At 70.0% G+C, this 21911-nt stretch carries 18 protein-coding genes; 7 read left to right on the top strand and 11 right to left on the bottom strand.

The features are described 5' to 3' along the window. Positions 1-214 precede the first annotated feature (214 nt). Complete coding sequence (locus ACFYZB_RS12315; RefSeq protein WP_388757554.1) at positions 215-535, top strand: hypothetical protein; 321 nt, start codon at positions 215-217, stop codon at positions 533-535. 13 nt (positions 536-548) lie between these two features. On the opposite strand, the gene ACFYZB_RS12320 is transcribed toward ACFYZB_RS12315, so the two are convergent. Continuing rightward, positions 549-1073 carry a hypothetical protein gene (locus ACFYZB_RS12320; protein WP_388757557.1) on the bottom strand — a complete coding sequence of 175 codons (525 nt, stop codon included), beginning with the start codon at positions 1071-1073 and terminating at the stop codon, positions 549-551. 781 nt (positions 1074-1854) lie between these two features. Beyond that, positions 1855-2016, bottom strand: coding sequence for a hypothetical protein (locus ACFYZB_RS12325; protein ID WP_351204685.1), 162 nt, complete (start codon positions 2014-2016; stop codon positions 1855-1857). 126 nt (positions 2017-2142) lie between these two features. Between ACFYZB_RS12325 and ACFYZB_RS12330 the strand changes: the two genes are divergently transcribed. The 3 genes from ACFYZB_RS12330 to ACFYZB_RS12340 all read left to right on the top strand — a co-directional run bounded on the left by ACFYZB_RS12330 (position 2143) and on the right by ACFYZB_RS12340 (position 6066). Beyond that, on the top strand, positions 2143-3426 hold the full coding sequence (locus ACFYZB_RS12330; RefSeq protein ID WP_388757561.1) for a hypothetical protein: 1284 nt from the start codon (positions 2143-2145) through the stop codon (positions 3424-3426). A 91-nt stretch (positions 3427-3517) separates the two neighbouring features. After that, the gene (locus ACFYZB_RS12335) at positions 3518-5422 is read left to right on the top strand and encodes an exo-alpha-sialidase (RefSeq protein ID WP_388757564.1); all 1905 of its coding nucleotides are present in this window, start codon (positions 3518-3520) and stop codon (positions 5420-5422) included. 497 nt (positions 5423-5919) lie between these two features. Beyond that, the gene (locus ACFYZB_RS12340) at positions 5920-6066 is read left to right on the top strand and encodes a hypothetical protein (protein ID WP_388757567.1); all 147 of its coding nucleotides are present in this window, start codon (positions 5920-5922) and stop codon (positions 6064-6066) included. A gap of 80 nt (positions 6067-6146) precedes the next feature. Here the strand turns inward: ACFYZB_RS12340 and ACFYZB_RS12345 are convergent, their stop codons facing one another. The 6 genes from ACFYZB_RS12345 to ACFYZB_RS12370 all read right to left on the bottom strand — a co-directional run bounded on the left by ACFYZB_RS12345 (position 6147) and on the right by ACFYZB_RS12370 (position 13998). Beyond that, entirely contained in the window at positions 6147-8819 is a 2673-nt protein-coding gene (locus tag ACFYZB_RS12345) for a WD40/YVTN/BNR-like repeat-containing protein (protein WP_388757570.1), read from the bottom strand. Positions 8820-9085: 266 nt separating this feature from the next. After that, entirely contained in the window at positions 9086-9238 is a 153-nt protein-coding gene (locus ACFYZB_RS12350) for a hypothetical protein (protein ID WP_388757573.1), read from the bottom strand. A 625-nt stretch (positions 9239-9863) separates the two neighbouring features. Then, positions 9864-10877, bottom strand: a complete 1014-nt coding sequence (locus tag ACFYZB_RS12355) for an aldose 1-epimerase (protein ID WP_388757576.1) — start codon at positions 10875-10877, stop codon at positions 9864-9866. Positions 10878-10893: 16 nt separating this feature from the next. Further along, positions 10894-11676, bottom strand: a complete 783-nt coding sequence (locus tag ACFYZB_RS12360) for an ATP-binding cassette domain-containing protein (protein ID WP_351204698.1) — start codon at positions 11674-11676, stop codon at positions 10894-10896. Next, positions 11673-12707, bottom strand: coding sequence for an ABC transporter permease (locus tag ACFYZB_RS12365; protein WP_351204700.1), 1035 nt, complete (start codon positions 12705-12707; stop codon positions 11673-11675). The genes ACFYZB_RS12360 and ACFYZB_RS12365 overlap by 4 nt, the downstream gene beginning before the upstream one ends. Before the next feature lie 163 nt (positions 12708-12870). Continuing rightward, the gene (locus tag ACFYZB_RS12370; protein ID WP_388757581.1) at positions 12871-13998 is read right to left on the bottom strand and encodes a substrate-binding domain-containing protein; all 1128 of its coding nucleotides are present in this window, start codon (positions 13996-13998) and stop codon (positions 12871-12873) included. 149 nt (positions 13999-14147) lie between these two features. Between ACFYZB_RS12370 and ACFYZB_RS12375 the strand changes: the two genes are divergently transcribed. The 3 genes from ACFYZB_RS12375 (at position 14148) to ACFYZB_RS12385 (ending at position 19438) form a co-directional block, all read left to right on the top strand. Then, positions 14148-15197, top strand: coding sequence for a LacI family DNA-binding transcriptional regulator (locus tag ACFYZB_RS12375; RefSeq protein WP_388757583.1), 1050 nt, complete (start codon positions 14148-14150; stop codon positions 15195-15197). Next, on the top strand, positions 15194-16255 hold the full coding sequence (locus ACFYZB_RS12380) for a carbohydrate kinase (protein ID WP_388757586.1): 1062 nt from the start codon (positions 15194-15196) through the stop codon (positions 16253-16255). Before ACFYZB_RS12375 ends, ACFYZB_RS12380 begins: the two co-directional genes overlap by 4 nt. Positions 16256-16732: 477 nt before the next feature. Then, positions 16733-19438, top strand: coding sequence for an ATP-binding protein (locus ACFYZB_RS12385; RefSeq protein WP_388757589.1), 2706 nt, complete (start codon positions 16733-16735; stop codon positions 19436-19438). A gap of 112 nt (positions 19439-19550) precedes the next feature. Here the strand turns inward: ACFYZB_RS12385 and ACFYZB_RS12390 are convergent, their stop codons facing one another. Genes ACFYZB_RS12390 through ACFYZB_RS12400 form a run of 3 tightly spaced genes read right to left on the bottom strand, consistent with a single transcriptional unit; the run spans position 19551 to position 21293 of the window. Further along, positions 19551-19976, bottom strand: a complete 426-nt coding sequence (locus ACFYZB_RS12390; protein WP_351204710.1) for a hypothetical protein — start codon at positions 19974-19976, stop codon at positions 19551-19553. Between the two features lie 3 nt (positions 19977-19979). Continuing rightward, complete coding sequence (locus ACFYZB_RS12395; protein WP_351204712.1) at positions 19980-20366, bottom strand: roadblock/LC7 domain-containing protein; 387 nt, start codon at positions 20364-20366, stop codon at positions 19980-19982. 60 nt (positions 20367-20426) lie between these two features. Continuing rightward, positions 20427-21293: a MarR family transcriptional regulator gene (locus ACFYZB_RS12400; protein WP_388757593.1), complete on the bottom strand. Its 867-nt coding sequence runs from the start codon at positions 21291-21293 to the stop codon at positions 20427-20429. Between the last annotated feature and the right edge of the window lie 618 nt (positions 21294-21911).

The raw sequence follows: 21911 nt of genomic DNA on the forward strand, positions 1-21911 counted from the left end.
GCCGGGCGCACGAGACTTGAGGACAGGCTCGCTCGGGACACTCACCACGGCCATGCACTGGGGGCCGAACGGAGCAGCCTTTCACTCCTTCGGCCGATCTTCCGTGAGCGCTGTCCGCACCCATCCCAATCGCCCTATGGATGACAGGACTTCAGCTATCGACTGCCCCCGGGTCCCGCCTCTCGCGAAACCCATGTCGCGCTAGCTTTCGGACGTGGCACACGACGAGACACGGCAGGTGGACGTGGTCCACCGTCCCGGGAATCCGCAGGCCTCGCCGCTGCACGTACGAGTGGGCGACGAGGTCTTCATCACCTTGTACGGTTCAGCCGCCTACGGGTGGACACCGGTCGAGGTGATCACCGGGCCCTTGGCGGTGATCGCGGCGGAGACGACCGAGGGGACCGTACGGGCCACGGTCAAGGCGATGGATGTCGGTGAGGCGAAGCTTTCGTCGACGTCGTCGTTCCGCGGGGACCGGTTCGGGCCGCGGACGCGCTTGTGGCGGCTGCTGGTGCACGTCGATCCGCCGTAGGGATACGGGCATGTCACGGGACCACGGTGAGCGTCAGCCGCCAGGCTCTCGAGGGCGGGCCGTGCGGGTCCGGGGTGTAGGTGTCGGCGGAGTCGAGCGTGGCGCTGCCGGGGGCCGTGGCCCGTGCGGTGGCCGAGCGGGCGCCGTCGGATGTGAGGTGGTCGTCGAGTACCACTACGACCGTCGGGCTTGCACTGGTGACCGGGGCCCACCGATAGCCGGGGGACGGTGTCAGAGCGATGCCGATCTCGGTGCCGACATGGACGCAGATGCTGCGCAGGGGGTTGTCGGCAGGCGGGTAGCGGACGCTGATCCTGCCACTGAGGCATGGAGGGGTGGAACTGCCGGTGGCGGAGCCGGACGCAGGAGACCCTGTCGGTTCCGGGCTCCGGTAAGCCGACTGGGGCGAGGCGGACACCGAGGCCGACGACCCCTTGGTGGCCGGCATCGACGCCCCGCCGCCGGACGCACAGGCGGCGGCCGACACCATGAGCGTGACGGCGACGAGCGAGCCGGCGCCGGTGTGACGGTGCCTCACTGTGCCCCCCTGGCGAGAGTGACGACGGGCCGGGGATGGGACGCGGCCGGCATGCGATGCGTTCCCGTCGGTTGCCGGTCGGGCCGGCGTTCGGATCCCTGTGGCGCGCGATACAGGGCAAACCCTGTGCCGATACAGGGGAAGCCCCATGTTTTTACTGTGAGTTGATCATGTCGCGTAAATTCTCCGTTGCCTGGCGCGATATCGCCGCCACCTCTCTTGTTGCGTGACATGTCCGGTGCAAGCATCCCGGATTGCGAACACGCGCTCCATCGGCGTGAACGTCCTTCTCTCCCCACATGCCGGGCGCGAACCCCGGCTGTCCGAAAGGATGTTCCGTGACCCGGTCCAGACGCAGGCGCGGCCGGACAGCCGCGCTCACCGCAGTCCTCGCCGCCGTTCCCGGCCTCTGGCTCGCCGCCCCGGCGGCCCAGGCCGCCCCCGCACCCCACACGCCGACGGCCCACCGCTCGGCCGACACCGGCCCCGCCGTCCGCCACGACACCTCCCCCACCCTGCGCTCCATGGCCGCCCACGCCCACCACGGCCACCACGGCAAGAAGGCGCAGGACGACGACCCCGGCGAGCAGCGGCTCCCGCACCCGCCCGCCTCCCACATTCCCGACCCGGTCGTGCAGTCCAGTCCGGGCGGCCCGTCCGCTCCCTCCACGGGCACGAACTTCGAGGGCATCGGCGCCGGCAACTACTCCATCACCGGCGTCCCGCCGGACCCGAACGCCGCCGTCGGCTCCAGCCAGATCGTCGAGACCGTGAACACCGCCTACGCGGTGTACTCCAAGTCCGGTGCCACCGTCCTCGCCCCGACCGACACCAGCACGCTCTGGTCCGGGTTCGGCGGCTCCTGCCAGTCCACCAACGACGGCGACGCGGTCGTCCGCTGGGACACCCTCGCCGGCCGCTGGGTGGTGACGCAGTTCGCCAACGTCTCCTCGTCCTCAGGCCCGTACTACGAGTGCGTCGCCGTATCCACGAGCGCGGACGCGACCGGCAGCTACAACCGCTACTCGTTCCAGTACGCGAACTTCCCCGACTACCCGAAGCTGTCGGTGTGGCCGGACGCGTCCTGGACTCGCTGTCCGACCGGCTCATGTTCCGGCTCGCGTACCGCAACTTCGGCGATCACGAGTCCTTGGTGGTCAACGACGCTGTCACCGCAGGCAGTTCGGTCGGCGTGCGATGGTACGAGCTCCGGATGTCCGGCGGCAACCCGACCGTCTACCAGCAGGGCACCTACGCGCCCGACTCCACCTACCGGTGGATGGGCTCGATCGCCGAGGACAAGGTCGGCAACATCGCGCTCGGCTACTCCCAGTCCTCCTCCTCGGCGCACCCGTCGATCCGCTACACCGGTCGTCTGGCGGGGGACACACTCGGCACGATGACACAGGGCGAGGTCACCGCGATCACCGGCGGCGGCTCACAGACCAGCTACAGCCGCTGGGGCGACTACACCTCGATGGCCGTCGACCCGGCGGACGACTGCACCTTCTGGTACACGAACGAGTACATCCCCGCCAACGGCAACTTCAACTGGCACACCAGGCTGGCCGCGTTCACCCTGCCCAACTGCGGCTCCACCGCGAGCAACGACTTCTCGATCGGCGTCAGCCCGGCCTCTTCCAGTGTCGCCGCCGGCTCGTCGGCGAGCACCACGGTGTCCACGGCCGTGACCTCCGGTTCGGCACAGTCGGTGAGTCTCTCGGCGTCCGGGCTGCCCAGCGGGGCGACAGCAAGTTTCAACCCGTCGTCGGTCACCGCGGGCAGCTCATCGACTCTGACGGTGGCCACGTCCGCATCGACCCCGGCGGGAACGTACGACATCACCGTCACGGGCACGGGCGCCTCCGCCACCCACACGGCGACCTACACCCTGACCGTCACCTCGGGCAGCGGCGGCGGGATCACCAACGGCGGCTTCGAGACAGGCAGCCTGTCCGGCTGGACCTCGGCCGGGACCACGTCCGTGGTCAGCTCCGGGGCGCACAGCGGGACGTACGCGGCCCGCGTCGGCAGCACCTCGCCGACCAACGGTGACTCCTCGATCACCCAGACGTTCACGGCGCCGTCCGGGACCAGCACGCTCGGCTTCCACTACAACGTGACCTGCCCGGACACGCTCACCTACGACTGGGCCACGGCCACCCTCAAGGACAACACCACCGGCACCACCACCACCGTGCTGGCCAAGACCTGTGTGTCGTCCTCCGGCTGGATCCAGAAGACCGCGTCGGTCACGGCCGGGCACAGCTACACGCTCACCCTGATCAGCCACGACGACAACTGGACGGGTGACGCCACGTACACCCGCTACGACGACGTGACGCTCTCCTGATCCACCGACGTCGTCCTCGAGGTGGGCCACCCGCAGACATCGGTGGCCCACCTCTCCCGACCCCCACATCCACACGACAAGGGATCTGCTCATGTCGCGTACCGCTCTCCGCAGGTCCGTCGCGACCGCCACCACCGCCCTGCTCTCGTTAGGCGGACTGCTCCTCGCGTCGCACCCTGCGCTGGCCGACGTCTCCAACGGCGGCTTCGAATCCGGCAGCCTGACCGGCTGGACGACCACCGGTACGACTGCCGTGGTCAACTCCGGTGCCCACGGCGGCTCCTACGCCGCCCGAGTCGGCGGCACCTCACCCACCAACGGCGACTCCTCCATCGCCCAGACCTTCACCGCGCCGAGCGGCGCCACCCAGCTGTCCTTCTGGTACAGCGTCACCTGCCCGGACACGCTCACCTACGACTGGGCAACGGCCACCCTCGCCGACACCACGGCCGGCACGACGACCACCGTTCTGGCCAAGACCTGTACCAACGGCCAGGGCTGGAAGCAGATCACCTCGGCCGTGACCGCGGGGCACAGCTACACCCTGAAACTCGTCAGTCACGACGACAACTACGCGGGTGACGCCACCTACACCCTCTACGACGACGTGGCCTTCACCACCGCGGCCCCGCCACCCGGACTGACCCAGGTCAGCACCGACCCCTTCACCAACTCCTCCAGCCAGCACGCCACCGAACTCGAACCGGACACCTTCGCGTACGGCAACACGATCGTCGCCTCCTCCCAGGTCGGCCGGTTCACCGACGGCGGCTCCTCCGACATCGGCTGGAACACCTCCACCGACGGCGGCACCACCTGGCAGCACGGCATGCTGCCCGGCATCACCACCTACCAGGGCGGCACCTGGGCCCGCGTCTCCGACCCGGCCGTGGCCTACGACGCCAAGCACGGCACCTGGATGGTCGCCGGACTGGTCATCGACAGCAACGTCAACGGCGCCGGCGTCAGCGTCAGCCGCTCCACGAACGGCACGACCTGGCAGAACCCGGTCATGGCGGTCGGCAACGACGGCCAGGGCTACGACAAGGAATGGATCGTCTGCGACAACTCCACCGCCAGCCCCTACTACGGCACCTGCTACGTCGAGGTCGACGTCACGTCCTCCGGCAACGCGGTGGTGATGAGCCGCTCCACCGACGGCGGCGCCACCTGGTCGGCTCCGGCGGCACCGTCCGGAGGCCCCAGCGGCCTGGGCGGCCAGCCCCTGGTCCAGCCCAACGGCACCGTCGTGGTCCCCTACTCCGCCAACGGATCTTCGGTGCGGGCCTTCAACTCGGCCAACGGCGGCTCCAGCTGGAGCACCAGCACCCTGATCGCCAACGCCAGCAGCCACGGTGTGGCCGGCAACCTGCGCGACGGTGAGGGCCTGCCCTCCGCCGAGATCGACGGATCCGGCAAGATCTACGTCGCCTGGCAGGACTGCCGCTTCCGCTCCGGCTGCCCCGCCAACGACATCGTCTACGCCACCTCCACCAACGGCACCACCTGGTCGGCCGTGACCCGCGTCCCCATCGACGCCACCACCAGCGGCGTCGACCACTTCATCCCCGGCATCGGCATCGACCCGGCAACCTCCGGCGCGACGGCGAAGATCGGCCTCTACTACTACTTCTACCCGAACGCCAACTGCACCACATCCACCTGCCAGTTGGAGGTCGGCTACATCTCCTCGGCCAACGGCGGCAGCACCTGGAGCAGCCCGGCCACCGTCGCGGGCCCCATGTCCCTGTCCCAGATCGCCGACTCCACCCAGGGCAGCATGGTCGGCGACTACATCTCCACCTCCGTCATCAGCGGCAAGGCCGTCTCCGCCTTCGCCGTCGGCAAGGCCCCGGCGGGCGGGCAGGCCTTCGACGAGGCTCTCTACACCGCCGGCCCGCTCAGCGTCACCGGTGGCAGCACCGCCTCCACGACCCACGGCGCGGCGACCGTTCCCTCACCGCACACCACCAGGCCGTTGCCGATCCGGCACTGACCCGAGAGCACACGGTGCGCCCCGGCGACGACGCCGGGGCGCACCCTTGTACGGGAACTGTTGGCGCAGGAACCGGGCGCCGGACCAGGACGTCACAGTGGCGTGCGGCGACGTGAGGAGGCAGTTGTGGCGCTGGAGCGGCAAAGACGCAGGCCGGGGCTCGAGGGGCCGCGGTTCGGGGCCGCTGTCGTTGCGGTCGCCTGCCTTCTGACCGCCTGCGGAAGCAACGGCAGCAGCGCACACTCAGGCTCCACGCCCCCACGCCCTTCCGCCGACCCACATGTCACAACGCCGTCGGCGAGCAGTACGGGGGCGGCAGGCCATCCAGCCTTGCCCTCCACGCCGCCCTCGGCGACAGCACGTCCCGGGACACCGTCGTCGCCCCCGAGGGGCACCGCCACGCCCCCTGCTACAGCCTCCGCGTCGCCTGGCTGCCTGGCGGGCTCCGCCACGATCACCCACAGCGCCGGGGACGCTTCCGTCCAGAGCCTGCGCTGGTGACCTCCTCCGCCACCGACGGCAAGGGCGGCACCCGGGTCACGGTGCATGCCGCGCGCATCGGATCGGCGTCCGTGACCTGGGGCCCCGAGAGCGCACCGCTCTTCACGCTCCGGCTGAGCGTCGCGGCCTATCCGGTGCAGTAACCCGAACGCCGGACGGCCGGTGCGCCCCGTGATCGGGGCCGCACCGGCCGTCGTCGTATGACGCAGCGTACGGTTGGTGATCAGTCCTTACGGCCCTTGAGGCGCCGTACGTCGAAGGACCAGATGCCACGGCCGTGCGTCGCGGCGTACAGCTTGCCGTCCGGGCCGAGGCGCAGCTGCATCACGGCCGTGGTGGGCAGGTCGTGCCCCAGGACCAGCCACTTCGTGGCTCCGGCGGGCCGGTAGAAGGTGGCCAGGTCGGTGCCGAGGGCGAGGCCGCCGTTGGGCAGGAGCTTGACCGTGTCGGCGGGGACGTCGGGCAGGTTGGCCGAGATGTCCGTCCAGCTCGCGCCGCCGTCCTTGGACTCGAAGACGTGGCCGACGCCCGCGCCCGGCCCCTCGGTGAACCGACGGGAGAAGCCGTTGATCGCCACGTACACGTGCTGGGCATTGGCCGGGTCGATCTCGAAGCCGGAGACGTAGCGGTTCGGGACCGTACCGTCGACCGGGAGGTTCAGCTGGTGCCAGCCGGTGCCGTCCACGTTGCCGACCGCGATGCCCCGGGTGAAGCCCTGGTTGTTGCAGGGGCCGCACCAGCCGACGTACACCGTGCCTCCGGACGAGGCGACGGCCGTGGCCACGTGGCCCTCGCCGAGGTCGTAGGCGTTCGTCCACTCCTTGCCGGAGCGGATCGCGAATCCCTTGGTGTTCACCCACACGTGCCGGCCGCCCGCGATCCAGGTGCTGGTGTCCTTGGCGTCGGCGGTGATCGGTGCGATGAAGCGGGCGCCCGCACCACCCTGGTCCTTGTCCGGCGGGGCGACCTCGTACTCGGTGGCCTTCGACGGGTCCGTGGACCAGGCGCCGTTGTTCACGCCGCAGTCCTGGGTGACCCACATGTCGAGGTAGACGTACTCGGCGGCGATGTTGCAGCCGTTGGCGGGGTCGGTGATCGTGTCGCCGCCGTCGCCGCCGAAGTTGGAGCCCATGACCTTGTCGTGGCCGCGCAGGATCGACTGGCCGTTGTCCTGCAGACCGCCGGTGACCGAGACGCCCCCGTAGGTGAGGTCCTTGCCGACGCCCACCGAGTAGTACTGAAGGGTGTCGAGGGTGCCGTCGCTCAGGGACTGCCAGTCCTTGGCGTGGCCGCCGGAGTCGACGGCGCCGTTGAGCGGGCGGCGGTAGATGCCGCCGTCGTTGCCGACGTACGCCCAGGTCTTGCCCTGGTAGCTGCCGATCGCGATCGCGTGCTGGTCGGAGTGGGTCGTGGGCGAGCAGTCGCCGGTCTGCTTCGAAGGGTCGATGCTCCAGCAGGGGAAGGGGAAGTTCCAGTACGGGCCCGGAACGGTCCAGCTCTGGCCGCCGTTCTTGGTCTCGAAGACCTCTTCCAGGCCGAGGTAGACGTGGTCGGCGTTGGCCGGGTCGACCTGGAGGAACTGGTTGTACCAAGCCTGGATGCCGGGCATGTAGCCCGCGCTCTGGAGAGCGGAGCCGGACGCCTTCAGCTTGGTGTAGTCGGCTATTTGCGTCCACGGGCCGAACGGCGAGCCGTTCTTCGACACGTACACGCCCTTGAGCCCGCTGTCCGGGTTGGCGGCCATCTGGGCCGGGGACTGGTCGATGGCGTACAGCCGCGAGCCGTCGGCCGCCGCGGCGAACGTCATGTTGCCGACGTCGGCACTGCTGGTGGGCAGGTCACCGAGCCCGCTGACCGGCTTCCAGCTGCCGTCGTCCGCCTTCGCGTACAGCCCGTTGTAGGTGTCGCCGCCGCGCCAGCCGACCGCGAGAAGGACCTTGTCCGGGTCCTTGGGGTCGACGGCGATGTCGTTGGCGATGTTCTTGTACGGCGCGCTCGGGTCGTCCGCCTTCGAACCACCCGGCAGATAGTCCGGGTTCGGGGCGAACTCGTGCTTCCACGGCCCGGACAGGGTGGTCGTGGAGTGCGACCACACGCCGGTGCTGGTGGCCGCCCACACCTTGGTGCCGGCGAAGCGCAGCGCATGGATGACGGTGGACTCCAGCTCGGCACCGCCCACGCGGTCGCCGGGCTGGAACTGGCCGTGGCGGGGGTCCTTCAGGACGTACACGCCCGTACCGACGAAGGACGTCGCGCCGGTGTTGGACTCGCCCGTGGCGTACCAGAGCCGCTTCTGACCGTCCAAGGAAAGAGTGCCCGTCGACAGGGACGGCAGCTTGTCGGAGATCGGCTTCCAGTGCCCGCCGCCGGTCGTGGAGCGGAAGACACCGCCGTTCGCGCCGCCCGCATACACATAGCCGTGGTCGTCGGCGGCTATTCCGGTGATCCGGCCGGTCACGTCACCCGCGCCGCCGCTCGAGTTGGAGTTCACATCGCGGTAGCGGGGGTCGTCGGAGTTGTACGCCCTCTTGGTGACGTGGTCCCAGCTGCCCGCCGTGTGCTTCATCGACTGGAGCTGCTGCCAGGCGGCGCCGTAGGCGCCGGGCGCGACCACGCCGGGCGCGGTGCGGGCCTCGGTGAACTGGGCGGTGGCCTCGGCGGAGTTCTCCGCCTCGTCGGCGCCGTCGTCGTCACCCTCTGCGGCAAGCGCGGACATGCCCTGTCCCGCGTGCACCGCCTTGATGTGCTGCCGGCCCACGGCGGCCTGGTGGCGCGCCTGCCAGGTCCGGGGTCTTGTCTGGTTCGACGCCGCGAACGACTGGGTGCTTACCAGTCCGAACGCGGCCGCCACGACGGTGCAGGTGATGAACCGTCGTCGGTGCTTCGGGGGCAACATGCCCGCTCCTCCCTGCGACGGGCATATGGGGGTGTCCCGGCGCAGAGGGGATCTTGGCGTGACCACAACAGTCACACAAAGGCCCACAGGAAAAAATGGCACGGTGTTTACCTTCTGGCCCACATGGAACCGAACTTCCCCCTGCTCGACGCGGTTTGAGGCGAATTCACCGAGCTGGTGAAGTCGAGGCTCGGTGGTGTCGTAGCGGGGCGCTCATCGACCGGCGCTGGTGCGGCTGCCGGTCGGGGCGGTGAACCGGCCTGGGATCAGGTCGAGTTCGACTTCCGTGCCGATGCCCACTTCGAGGGTGGGGTGGGCGGCGTCCCGCCGGGGGCGCGGGCGCCGAGCGTGGTGTAGCCGACCCCGTGGTCCTGGAGCAGGACGGCGGTCCTACGCGGCGGCACGGTGTCCTCGCCCATCCACCTCTGCCGACACCGGGTCGGCCACCCGACTCCTGTACTCCACCGGGGGACACGGCTCATTCCGCCTACAGCTGCCACCAAGACGCGACCGGTGTGACGGACGCCGTCGCACGGCCGACCCTGCCCCACACCCCCGGTGCCCACACGGGCGCCCTGCCCGACACAACCGAAGGCCGCGGATGCGCGTCGGACGCGGCGGAGTCGGCCCGCGACCGCGCAGGGCTGGCAAGGCTGTCCCCACTCCCGTGCGTGGCCCACGGGATACTCCCGCCGGATGCCCTGCGGCACCATGTGCTCGTACTGCAACGCCGGGTCAGCAAGCCCACGTTCAACACCCGCCCGGGCCGGAGGCCGTAGGCGGGTGCCCATGTCCCCTGCCCGGATACCGGGCTCCGTGGGGCAACCCTGTGTCCGAGGGCCAGTTGATGGCGCAGTTGGTGGCGAGCGGTGTCGTCACTCACCGGACACCAGCCGCTCCAGAGCCGCCCACACCCGCGCACCGGGCTGTGCGCGGGCCGCGACCGCGAGCTCCCGTACCCACTCGTCGAGCGCAGTCGGGCGCCACGAGAGCACCAGCGCGACCCGCTCGATGCGACCGCCACGCGTGTCGGCCCGTGCACAGTCAGGTTGCCGGAGCCGCATGGGCGACGCCGAAGCCGAACTCGCGGCGTCGGCCGGGTTCCAGGGCGAGGGCGGCGGCGTGTTCTGGGCGGTTGAAGGCGTTGGTCATCGTCTCGACGGGTTCGAGTGCGATGGAGGCGCGCCGGTCGCGGGCCAGGGTGTCTCCGGTGAAGACGTGCATGTAGCCGCGGTCCTGCCAGACCCGCAGTTCCTCACCAGTGGCCGGGTCGGTGAGCGCCGTCTCGATCCGGCCGCCAGGGCCGGGGGTCAGGTCCGCGTAGCAGGCGTCGATGACCGCGTCGCCGAGCCGCTTCGGTGCCCGGAAGTCCATGCCAGGGCAGTCGTCCAGGGCAAGCAGGGCCGCATCGCCGGTCAGGGGGATGAGGGAGGCGTCGGTACGGATGAGGGTGTGGGCGGGGATGTGCAGGAGCAGGTCGTCGATGGGGCGCGACAGTGTGAAGTAGGGGTGCCAGCCCGCTGCGAAGGGGGCTGTGGTGTCGCCTACGTTCGTCGCGCGGATCTGGATGGTCAACTCCGTTGCGGTGACGGTGAATTCGACTTCGACGTCGAGTGCGAACGGGTAGCCGGGGTACCGGTCCGGTCGGATGCTCGTGGTGTGCAGCAGCAGACGGGCGGAGTCGGTCGTCGTGGTGGTGTGGACGAGGTCGAACGGTGTTTCGCGGACCAGGCCGTGGTAGATCGTACGGTCGCCGAGGCGGCCGGGCAGCAGGTCGTGGTCGTGTCCGTCGTAGCGGTAGCGGCCGTCGGCCACGCGGTTGGTGAAGGGGGCCATCAGGCCGGCGCGTACGCCGTCCTGGGAGAGGAGTTCCTCTTCCTCGCGGTAGCCGTCGGTCAGCTCCTTCAACCGGCCTGCCGCTCCGTGCCTGACCTGCCAGCTCAGCAGCGTCGCCCCGCGCAGGGCGAGGACGACGCGTGCCGAATCGTCGGGCGCGGAGACGACAAGGGTGGGTTCGCCGCCGAGGCGGTCCTCGGCGATCCGGTACTCGGCGGTCATTCCCCCGGTGTTCCCTTCAGCCCGCTTCGGGGGCGAGCTTCTTCGCGCCCGTCATGATGGCCACCGCGTCCTCCATCGAGTGCGACTGCGGCGTGATGACGCCCGCGCAGCCACCCAGTCGCTGGATGTGGATGCGGTCGGCGACCTCGAAGACGTTGGGCATGTTGTGGCTGATGAGGATGACGCCGAGGCCCTGGTCGCGCAGGTCGCGGACGAGCTTGAGGACCTGGCCGGTCTCGCGGACGCCGAGGGCGGCGGTGGGTTCGTCGAGGATCACCACCCGGCCGCCGAAGGCCGCGGTGCGGGCGACGGCCACGGACTGCCGCTGGCCTCCGGAGAGCGTCTCCACCGCCTGGTTGATGTTCTGCAGCGTGCCGATGCCGAGCCGCTTGATGTGGTCGGCGGCCTGCTTCTTCATCTCGCCGGTGTCGAGCATGCGGAACACCGAGCCGAGGATGCCCTTGCGGCGGATCTCGCGGGCGAGGAAGAGGTTGCTGGCGATGTCCAGGGCAGGGGACACGGCGAGGGTCTGGTAGACCGTCTCGATGCCGGCGTCGCGGGCGTCCTGGGGCCGCTTGAAGTGGACCTCCTTGCCATCGACGAGGATGCTGCCCTGGTCGGGTACGAGGGCCCCGGACAGGCACTTGATCAGCGTGGACTTGCCGGCGCCGTTGTCACCGATGACGGCGAGGACCTCGCCGGGGTAGAGGGTGAGGTCGACGTCGTTCAGGCCGACGACCCTGCCGAAGACCTTGACCAGGCCCTTGGCCTCGAGAACGGGGGCGGTGGCGGTCGTCACGACTTCACACTCCGGATCCACTGGTCGACGGAGACAGCCGCGATCACGAGGACGCCGACTGCGAGGACTTGGTAGTTCGGGTCGATGCCGGCCAGCGCGAGGCCGTTGACGAAGACCTGGACGATCAGTGCGCCGATCAGCGAGCCGAAGACGACGCCGCGCCCGCCGAAGAGGCTGGTGCCGCCGATGACGACGGCGGTGATGGACTGCAGGTTGGCGTTGAGGCCGCTGTTGGGGTCGCCGCCGCCGACCCGGCCGACGAGGACCCAGGCCGCGACGGCGATGGTGAGGCCGGCCAGCATGTAGGCGCTGAGCAGCACCCGGTTGACGGAGATGCCGGCGAGGCGGGCCGCCTCGATGTCGTCGCCGACCGCATAGAGGTGGCGTCCCCAGGCGGTGTAGCGCAGGGCGTAGCCGACCACCGCGTACAGGGCGATCATGAGGAGGACGCCGTACGTCAGGTTCAGCTGGCCGAGGGAGACCGTCTGGCCGCTCCACATGAGGATATTGCCGGGCTGCAGCGCGATCGTCTGGCCCTTGGCGTAGATGAGGGTGATGGCCGTGAAGACGCTGAGCGTGCCGAGGGTGACGATGAAGGGCGGCAGCTTGACCTTGGTCACCAGCATGCCGTTGACGGCCTGGGCGGCTATCGCGACGACCGCGCCGGCCAGCAGGGCGAGCCAGCCGGGCCAGTGGCTGTCCGCGACGAGCTTCGACATCAGCAGCGACGCGAGCACCATGACGGCACCGATCGACAGGTCGATGCCGGCCGTGAGGATGATGACCGTCTGCCCGACGGCGAGTGAACCGATGACGGCCACCTGCTGGGCGACCAGCGAGAGGTTCTGCAGCGCGTAGAAGCGTTCGTTCACCAGGGAGAACACCACGGCGGCGAGTACCAGGACAATGGCCGGGCTGAGCGCCGGCTGACGGTGCAGTACCGAGTGGATGCGCTGGCTGAGGGTGGCGGGCCGGTTGAGGAACTCCTCCGCCGGCGCCGGTGCGGCTTGAGGGTCCACGTGAGTGGTCACAGGGGGTCCTTCCGGTGTCTTCCCTGGTACGGGCTCATGGGCTCGTGTGGTACGGGTGCGACGCCGGTGCCATCGCGGTGGCTTCCGGCGTTGCACCCGGCTCCGGGGCGGTCGCCCGGTCGGGCGCGGTCGCCCGTCGGGGGGGTGGCACCCGCTCGAGGTGTCAGCTGCCCCAGCAGGCGGAGGCGGCCTGAGACGGGGACTGGACGGTGATGCCGCTGAGGGGCTTCGCGGCGGCGAGGGCGGTGCCGGTGTCGTAGAACGCCTTGCCGTTGGTGACGCTGGGCTTGCTGCCGCCGCGGGCGAGCTTGGCGATGGAGTCGACGCCGAGGGCCGCCATCTTGCCCGGGTACTGCACCGCGTCGGCGGCGAACTCGCCGGTGGAGAGGTTCTTCAGGCCGGCGCAGCTGCCGTCGATCGCGTAGATCGCGACGTTCTTCTCCTTGCCGGCCGCCTTCAGCGCGTTGTACGCGCCTTCGCCCGCGGGCTCGTTGATCGCGTAGACGACGTTGACGTTCGGGTTGGCCGACAGGCAGTTCTCCATCGCGGTGCGGCCGCCGTCGATGGCGCCCTGGGTGGGCTGGTGGCAGGCGATGGTGTAGGTGCCGCCCTTGCCGCCGGTGTACTTGCCGGACTTGGCTTCCTTGCCATTCTCGGTCTTGCTGCCGGGGTCGATGCCCATGCCCTCCAGGAAGCCGTGGTCACGGTTGATGTCGACGGAGACGACCTGGTTGTTGAACAGGTCGAGCATGGCGATGACCGCCGGCTTGCCGTTCAGGGCGGCCGCCGCGTACTGACCGTCGAGCTTGCCGGCCTGCTCGTTGTCGGTGGCGTAGGTGATGTCCGCCGTGCTGGGCGGGTTGGGCGCGGTGTCCAGGGCGATCACGAACAGGCCTGCCTGCTTGGCCCGGTTCAGGGCCGCGTTCACCGCGTCGCCGTTGGTGGTGATCAAGATGCCCTTGTCGCCGCGCGATATGGCGTTGTCGATGGCGGTGATCTGGGTCTGGGTGTCGCCGTCGCTGTTGCCCGCCGCCACCGTGAGACTCACGTTGTCCTTGGCCGCCTGGGTCTTGGCGTCCTTCTCCATGCTCACGAAGTACGGGTTGGTGAGCGTCTTCAGGATCAGCGAGACACCCACCTTGCCGCCACCGCCCGACGCGGACGAAGAGGAGCTTCCGTTCGAAGATCCGCAGGCAGCGAGCGTGGCGCCGAGGCAGACGGTGACGCCTATCGCTGCCGCCCGGGTACGCCGACCGCGGCGGCTCGACACCTGGCTGGTGGAGATGTTCATGGCTTGATCCCTTTCGGAGCCGTCCCTTGGCCGACGCTGAGACAACGTTGACTGGGCGAGATACTGGGCCTGTATGGACGAGCCCGTCAAGACGCTGATAGACATGCGCGGGCAACGAGTAGGTAACGCACAACCGGTTGGAGACAACGATGACTCAGGGCGAGGCCGCGCCCCGGTCCACCCGTAGCCGCCCCACCATGCGTGAGGTCGCGGCGCTGGCCGGAGTGGCCATCAAGACCGTCTCGCGCGTGTTCAACGGCGTCCCCACCGTCGATCCGGCGATCGTCGCCAGGGTTCGCGAGGCCGCCGACAAACTGGGTTACCGGCCCAACCTCACGGCCAGCAGCCTGCGCCGCGGCGACGGCCGCACCGCCACCATCGGCATGCTCGTCGAGGACGCGGCCAACCCCTTCTCCGCCGTCCTGACCCGCACCGTGGAGAACGTGGCCCGGGAACGCGGAGTGCTGGTGCTGGTCGGCAGCCTCGACGAGGACCCGGCCCGCGAACGGGAACTGGCCCAGGCACTCATCGACCGCCGGGTCGACGGCCTGGTGATCGTCCCGGCCGGACGCGACCAGAGCTATCTCATCAACGAGCAGCACACCGGCACCCGCATGGTCTTCGTCGACCGCGAAGCCGGCCTGCTCGACGCGGACGCCGTCGTCTCCGACAACCGGCAGGGCGCCATCACCGCCGTCAACCACCTGCTGAAGGCGGGCCACCGCCGCATCGCCTACCTCGGCGACCGCGCCTCCATCCCCACCGCCGCCCAGCGCTTCAACGGCTACCAGCACGCCCTCGAAGTCGCGCACATCGAGTACGACGCGGAGATCGTCCGCCACGTCGGGTCCAGCGAGGCGGCCGCCATCGCCGCGACCGAGCAGGTCCTGTCGCTGCCCGATCCGCCGACGGCACTGTTCACCAGCCAGAACTTCGTGACCATAGGCGCCGTCCGCGCGCTGCGCGCCATGGGCCTGCAGGACACCGTCGCCCAGGTGGGCTTCGACGACTTTCCCCTGGCCGACATCCTCAGCCCGGGCATCTCCGTCATCGCCCAGGACGTCGAGCAGGTGGGCAGGACGGCCGCCGAGATGCTCTTCCGCAGGCTGGACGGCGACGAGTCGCCGACCCGCACCGTCACCGTGCCGACCCGGCTGATCGAGCGGGGCTCCGGCGAGATCGGAAGGACCACGCCATGACTGAACCTGCGGGGCTGCCCCCGGCCGTGACCGTGATCGGTGAAGCACTCATCGATCTGGTACAGCTCGACGTGCCCGGGGACTACCGCGCTCGCCCCGGCGGCAGCCCGTTCAACGTCGCCGTCGGCTTGGCCCGACTCGGACACCGCACCGCGCTCATGGCACGCCTGGCCGACAACAGCTTCGGCCGCATGCTCCGCGCCCAGGCCGAGACCGAGCGCGTCGACCTGACCTACGCCCCGGCAGCCGCCGAACCCACCACGCTCGCCGTGGTCTCCATGGACCCGGAGGGAAGGGCGAGTTACGACTTCTACCTGGACGGCACCGCCGACTGGCAGTGGACCGAGGCCGAGACCGCCCGCACCCCGCAGGACACCGCCGTACTGCACTTCGGCTCGGTCGCCTCCTGGACCCCGCCGGCCGCCGAGCACATCCACTCCACCGTCCAGCGCCTGCGCACCTGCGGTACGGCGCTGATCAGCTACGACCCCAACGTCCGCCCCGCCCTCCTGAGCGACCCGGCGCGTGGCAGGCACGCCGTCGAACGCAGTGTCGCCACCGCCCACCTGGTCAAGGCCAGCCGCGAGGATGTCGAGTGGCTCTATCCCGAGACCCCCATCGAGCAGATCGCCGCCCACTGGCTGGACCTCGGCGCACTCCTCGTCGTCATCACCGACGGCCCCGACGGGGCTCACGCACTCCACGCCCGTGCGGGCAGCCTGAGCCGGCCCGGCCGGAAGGTCGCGGTGGTGGACACCGTCGGCGCGGGCGACGCGTTCACCGCAGGACTGCTCGGCGCCCTGCTCCGGCACGGCCTGCACTCCCCGCGGACGCTGGCCACGGCCGACCCCGGCGTGCTGACGATCGCCGTGGACGACGCGATCCTCGTGTCCGCGCTGACCTGCGAGCGCCTGGGCGCCGACCCGCCCAGCGCCCTGCCCCGCCGCGACCTGCCTGCTCAGGCGCCCCTCACGGTGACGGATCTGGCCTTCGCCGGCGGCACCGGCTGGGACGAGCCGGCCAGTCAGGCACTGGAGGCCATGAACGGCGGTCATTGATGCGGAGCCGAGTCCCGGGCGTCCGCGATCAGCGGTGGGTTCGAGGCGGATGGGTCTGTCGCCGGCTGCCGGCGGTCGAGGGGGCTCTGCACGCTGGCTCTGCACGCCCCCGAACCGTGCGCCCGCCTTCTCGATCGCCGTCTGCGGACCGCTGTTGCGCCGCGTCGGTCCTGGCGTCGACACGGCCCTCGGCCTCGGCGGTCGTGGGAACCCGGGCGCATCGGTACGACCTTCGGTCCTCCTGGTCGGTGAGGACGACCTGCCGGCCGGAGGCGTTCTCGGCGCAGACCTCGACGGAATCACCGAGCAGGCGGCGCGCCAGGATGGCGACTCGACCCGTACGCCTCGCGACGGCGGTCACCGCCTACCACTTCGGCTCCCCGCTGGGAAGGCTGCCACACGGTTCCTGCATATTTCTACCGCGTGTCGTCCCCCCTCGCTAGGCTGGCCAACAGGCTGGTGAGCGAGGGGAATAGCGTGCCTGAGCAGGAGCGCAGCGAGAGGCGAGTTGGTCCGTCAGGCCCCGGCCGGGCGGGAACGCCCCTGTACGAGCGTGACGATGAGGTGGCCGCGGCGCGGGAGGCAGTGGAGGCGCTGTGCACCCGCCCGGCGGACAGCGGTGGTCGGCGTGGCGGGCTGCTGTTCTTGAGCGGCGCCGCCGGACTGGGCAAGACGACTTTGCTGGCCGAGATCCGAGGCATGGCCTCTGCCCGAGGGTGCACGGTCCTGTCCGCGCGCGGCAGCGAGCAGGAGCATACGGTTCCCTTCCACGTCGTCCGGCAGTTGTTGCAACCTGTCCTGGCATCCTGCACCGAGGCCGAGCGTCGCGAGATCTTCGGTGGCTGGTACGAGATCGCGGGGCCGGCCGTCGGCCTCTTCGCTCAGCAGGCCGGTGCCGCCGTGCCGGATCCACAGGGCGTCCGGGACGGTCTTGACTGGGTCCTCACACAGCTCGCCGTGCGCAAGGCACCGATCATCACGGTCGTTGACGATGCTCACTGGGGTGATGCGGAGTCCCTCACCTGGCTGGCCACGTTCGCCCTGCGTGTGCAGGAACTTCCCGTCCTGATCGTCCTGGGGTACCGCCCGGACGAACTGCCGGCCGAGGCCACGGCGTTCCGTGAGCTCGTCGGCGGCCGCGGGTCACACCCGATCGCCCTGCGCGCCCTCAGCCCCGAGTCGGTCGCGAAGCTGGTCCGAGTCGCACTCGGGCCGGACGCGGATGATCCCTTCTGCCGCGAGTGCTGGGCCGTCACCGGCGGCAACCCCTACGAGACCGTCGAACTCATCGCCAAGGTGCGGGAACGAGGGCTCTCCCCCGCCGAGGAGTCGGCTCCTCTGCTGCGCGACCTCGGTGCGTCGTCCCGCGGCACCGGACTGGTCAAGCGACTGGAGAGGCTCGGCAACCGAGCCGTGAGGCTTGCCTGGTCGGCTGCGGTACTCGGTACCGAGATCTCTCCCGAACTGGCGGCTTCAGTGGCCGGGCTGCCACCGGCCGAGGCTCAGGACGCCACGGACACACTGCGAGTCGCTCGTATCCTGACCGGCACCAGGACGCTCGAGTTCGTCCACCCCCTCATCGCCACTGCCGTGTACCGGGCCATCCCGCCGGCGATGCGGACCGCCATACACGGACAGGCCGCAAGCGCGGTGACCGACGCGGGCTTGAACATCACTGTCGCCGCCCGGCATCTGCTGGAGACCCATCCGAACAACGACCCGCAGACCGTGGAGCAGCTACGCGCGGCCGCGCGGGAGAACCTTCGCCAAGGCGCTCCGGACGCCGCTCGTCGCTGCCTGGAGCGTGCGCTGCGCGAACCGCCCCCGGCCGAGGAACGTGCGGCCGTGCTCTACGAGCTCGGCTGCTCTGCCTTGCTCACCTCCCCGGCCACCACGGTCAACCACCTCTCGGCGGCCTTGGAGCTGCCCGACCTCGACCCCACGCTCAGAGAGGATGCCACTTTCCGGTTGGCCCAGGCTCTCGCCCACAACGACCAGCTCGGAGAAGCAGCTGCCGTGGTGGGGGCCGAGGTCGACCACGCACGGACATACAGGGCGCGGCTGCGCCTGCAGGCGGCACACCATCTGTGGCGGGTCTTTGACACGCAGGAGGTGCACGCGCCTGTCCGTTCCCGCCGGCTCGCGCGCCTCGCCGGACATCTGTCCGGGCAGAACGTGGGAGAGAAGGCCTTGTTGTGCCTGCGTACCTGGGATGCCACGCTGCGCGGTGAGCCGGCTGAACACGCGTTGGCCGTCGCCACACGCGCCGTGGGGCTCAGGTACACCGACCCCGACTGGGGCTTCGAGCTGCCCAGCATCACCGCGCTCGGATACATGTACGCCGACGAGTGCGACCGCGCGGAGGAGCTGTTCAGTTCCGCCATCGCCGAGTGTCAGCAGGTGGGATGGAGCGGAGCCCACCTCTCCTTCGGCTTCAGCCTCCTCGGGCTGGTCCACTTCCGGCGCGGACTGCTCGTCGAGGCCGAGCGCTGCGCGCGTGAGGCAGTCCGGCTGGCGGACCGCGTCGGACCCAGGTTGCCCGCCAAGTGGTACGCCGTCGGTCTGCTGCTCGACGTCCTGCTGTCCCGCGGCCGCTTCGAGGAAGCGCTGAGCGTCGCCGAGGTGCACGACTTCGCGCCTCCTTACCCCAACGCGGTGGTCTTCCCGGACCCCCAGACGCTGTATGGACGCCTGCTGCTCGTCCGTGGCCGACGTAAGGAGGCCATCGCGCAACTCACCGCCGCCGGGGAACGGCTGGAGGACAAAGGCATGTTCAATCCGACCTGGTGTCCCTGGGCGGGACACCTCGCCCTCGCCCTCGCCCCGGAGGACCCCGCGGGCGCCCGCGCTCTCGCAGCACAGACACTGCGCCGTGCGGAGCGTTACGGCACGCCCACCGCCAAAGGTGAGGCACTGCGCTTCAGCGCGGCGGTGTCCGAGGACGGGGACACCATGGCGCTGCTGGAGCGCGCGGTGGAGACGCTCAGCAAGTCCCCGAACCAGTACCTGTACGCCGAGTCACTGGTTGACCTCGCCATCGGCCTCCGGCGCCGCGGGCATGCGCACCGGGCGGCGGAACCGCTCTTCGAGGGCGCCAACTTGGCGGAGAGGTGCGGCGCAGAACATCTCGTGGCGCGAGCGCACGCGGAGATTGCCGCAGCGGGCTCACGCCCGAGTCGCTGACGCATTCGACCTCTGGACCGTGCCGCGCGAGCACGGACGGAGGAGCAGGGCGAAGTCGGGGCGCGGTCGGTCGGCCGTGGGCCCCTCCCGCCCGGGAGCCCACGGCCGTTGCTCACAGGGTGTGCTCCCGCACCACCCTCCGGGCCTGGGCGAACAGCATGCCGACGTTCACCGACTTACGGCAGACGACGACGGCGACGACGTCCTGCTGGTCGTTCATCCGCAGGAACAGGTGGGTGAGGTTCTCGCTGTTGACGAGGATCTCCTGGAAGAAATGGCTGTCGTCGCTGACGCCGCGACGCTCCTTGAAGACATCCTCGATCATGACCACCGTACGCCCCTGGAACAGGTCGAGGGTCGCACCCGCCAGCAGATCCAGGACCTCGGGCGGGTGGTTGTCGACCGTCTCGTACGACAGCAGCATGCCGGTGGCCATGTCGACCACACCGGCCGCGACGCAGTCGGGCGCCTCGGTGCGCAGCGTCTTGACCAGACTCATCACCTGGTCGGAGAAACCCGTCAAGCGCTTCGTAGCCATCCGTCACACCCCCTCTGGCGTCTTCTCGGTGAGGATCGATCCGATGCGGTCGAGGGCTGGGTGGGTCGCCCGGTGCAGGCGGCTCACGTCCATCCCCTCGTCACCGAGGACCACCATCAGGGCGGTGTCACCGACGGCGTAGAAGGCGACGCAGCCGTGGCTGCCGTACGTCACCGTCTGGCGCAAGGCTCCGCGCGCCGTGGCGGCGGCGGTGCGGCGCGCGAGGCCCAGGCCCGCCGCCGCGAGCGCGGCGAGCCCCTCCGGGTCGATGGACTCCGCGGTGTCGGCCGCGATCAGCATGCCGTCGGCCGCCGCGAGGGCCGTGTCGGTGATTCCGGTCACCTCCTCGCGCAGTCCGCGCATCTCACGCGCCAGGGCTTCGTGGTCCATGTGCTCAACTCCCTTGTTTTCCTTGTCGGTTCGACCCTCGCTGCCATCGACTGACCCCTGTCATCCAGCGGTTTCGTGGCGCAGCCGGAAGAACCCTTTCCAGCCCGCCCCGCTCGCCGGCGGGACGAGGACTTCGGTGATGCCGCTGGCACCGGGTGCGCGGCGCGGCAGTTCGGCGGGGTCGGTCGCCTCCGGCTCCGCCGGGGACTGCTCGCGGTGCCGTACGACAGGAGCCTCGGGCGCCACCAGGAGCGGGGCCCGGGCGAGCGGGTCCGCACACTCCAGCAGCCCGTCGCTCAGCATCCGCGCGACCTCCACGGTGACCGTGTAGACCCCGCGGCCGGTGCGGAAGGCAAGGTCGCGGGCGGTACGGCGGCCGTCGGCGGACGCGAGCACCTCCCGTCGCAGCGGGGTGCACGCCTGCTCCGGTGAGGCCACGGGCAGGGGCCGTTCCCGGTCGGGGCGCACGGGGTACGGCAGCGCGTCCACGGCGGCCACCTTGCGCACCGCATCCTCCACCAGCCGGGCGGGCCGCTCGCCGACGGCTACCAGGGCGTGCGGCTCGGTGCCGGTGACCCGTTCGCAGGCGTCCACCCGCCCGGCGACAACGGCGAAGGCCGCATCCCGCAGCGCCAGCAGGCACACCACCCGGAGCTGGGCGGCCCCCGCATAGCCGTGCGCGATCAGCCCGGTGGCCGGCCAGCGCGCCCCGGACTCGCGCACCAACTCCGCCCACTGCTCTCCGTCGATGCGCTCGGAGCGCAGGAGCAGCGCCTCGGCGCCGGGGGCGCCGGGGCTCTCGGCCGCCACGACGAGTCCGTCCCGCAGATGGAAGGCGCCGCCGGGGCTGCCCGGCACCCGCAGCTCCCCCGTGAATCCGTCACGCTCACACGCGGTCAGCGCGTGCGCGAGCCCGCCGTGATCCATCGCTCCCCTTCACATTTCGCACAGACGCCTGACGTGTCGCACCGAGGGGGTATGTGTATCAGTCGATCGACATATTTCAGCCGAAGTTTTCCCATCTGATCCCGACTGACGAAAGTTGGAGTTTGGAGCCGTTCACATCGCTTTGTTCGACACTCATTTGATCGATCGGCAGGCTCAGGCGTCCCGGTCGAGCACCCGCACCGGCGGTGACCGCAGCTCCCCGCGCAGGGCCGCCGCCAGTTCCTCGTACTCGGCGCACCGGGCCGCACCAGGTACTGGTGCTAGGTCGGGCTCCGGTCATCGTCTCCCGGATCGGCGAGGGTGCCGCGACCCGGGGACGAGCAGAAGCAGTGTGTGCCGCAGCGACCGGGTTTCGTCGGTGCACCCCGAGCGATCGCCCTGCCGGCACAGGACCAGATCGTTGCACGTTCAGTCGCCGCAGCTCCGATCAGGCCATCACACAGCGTTACGAGCCATGACTTCTCCTGCTCTGATTCGGTGCCGACGACCTTGTTTCAGGCCTCAACCCTTACATCTCAGAAACAAAGCGACATTCATCACAGACCGGAATTATTAAGCAAGGCGACAGGCCTCCCTTAATGTAGTCGGACATCAGGC

Source organism: Streptomyces sp. NPDC001852 (assembly GCF_042891825.1).
In the GTDB taxonomy this organism is placed as follows: Bacteria; Actinomycetota; Actinomycetes; order Streptomycetales; family Streptomycetaceae; genus Streptomyces.

Excerpts from the sequence above, each read along its gene's own strand:
- ACFYZB_RS12335 (WP_388757564.1), top strand. The coding sequence starts at position 3,518 with ATGTCGCGTACCGCTCTCCGCAGGTCCGTCGCGACCGCCACCACCGCC.
- ACFYZB_RS12345 (WP_388757570.1), bottom strand. The coding sequence starts at position 8,819 with ATGTTGCCCCCGAAGCACCGACGACGGTTCATCACCTGCACCGTCGTG.
- ACFYZB_RS12350 (WP_388757573.1), bottom strand. The coding sequence starts at position 9,238 with ATGGGCGAGGACACCGTGCCGCCGCGTAGGACCGCCGTCCTGCTCCAG.
- ACFYZB_RS12355 (WP_388757576.1), bottom strand. The coding sequence starts at position 10,877 with ATGACCGCCGAGTACCGGATCGCCGAGGACCGCCTCGGCGGCGAACCC.
- ACFYZB_RS12370 (WP_388757581.1), bottom strand. The coding sequence starts at position 13,998 with ATGAACATCTCCACCAGCCAGGTGTCGAGCCGCCGCGGTCGGCGTACC.
- ACFYZB_RS12375 (WP_388757583.1), top strand. The coding sequence starts at position 14,148 with ATGACTCAGGGCGAGGCCGCGCCCCGGTCCACCCGTAGCCGCCCCACC.
- ACFYZB_RS12380 (WP_388757586.1), top strand. The coding sequence starts at position 15,194 with ATGACTGAACCTGCGGGGCTGCCCCCGGCCGTGACCGTGATCGGTGAA.
- ACFYZB_RS12390 (WP_351204710.1), bottom strand. The coding sequence starts at position 19,976 with ATGGCTACGAAGCGCTTGACGGGTTTCTCCGACCAGGTGATGAGTCTG.
- ACFYZB_RS12395 (WP_351204712.1), bottom strand. The coding sequence starts at position 20,366 with ATGGACCACGAAGCCCTGGCGCGTGAGATGCGCGGACTGCGCGAGGAG.
- ACFYZB_RS12400 (WP_388757593.1), bottom strand. The coding sequence starts at position 21,293 with ATGGATCACGGCGGGCTCGCGCACGCGCTGACCGCGTGTGAGCGTGAC.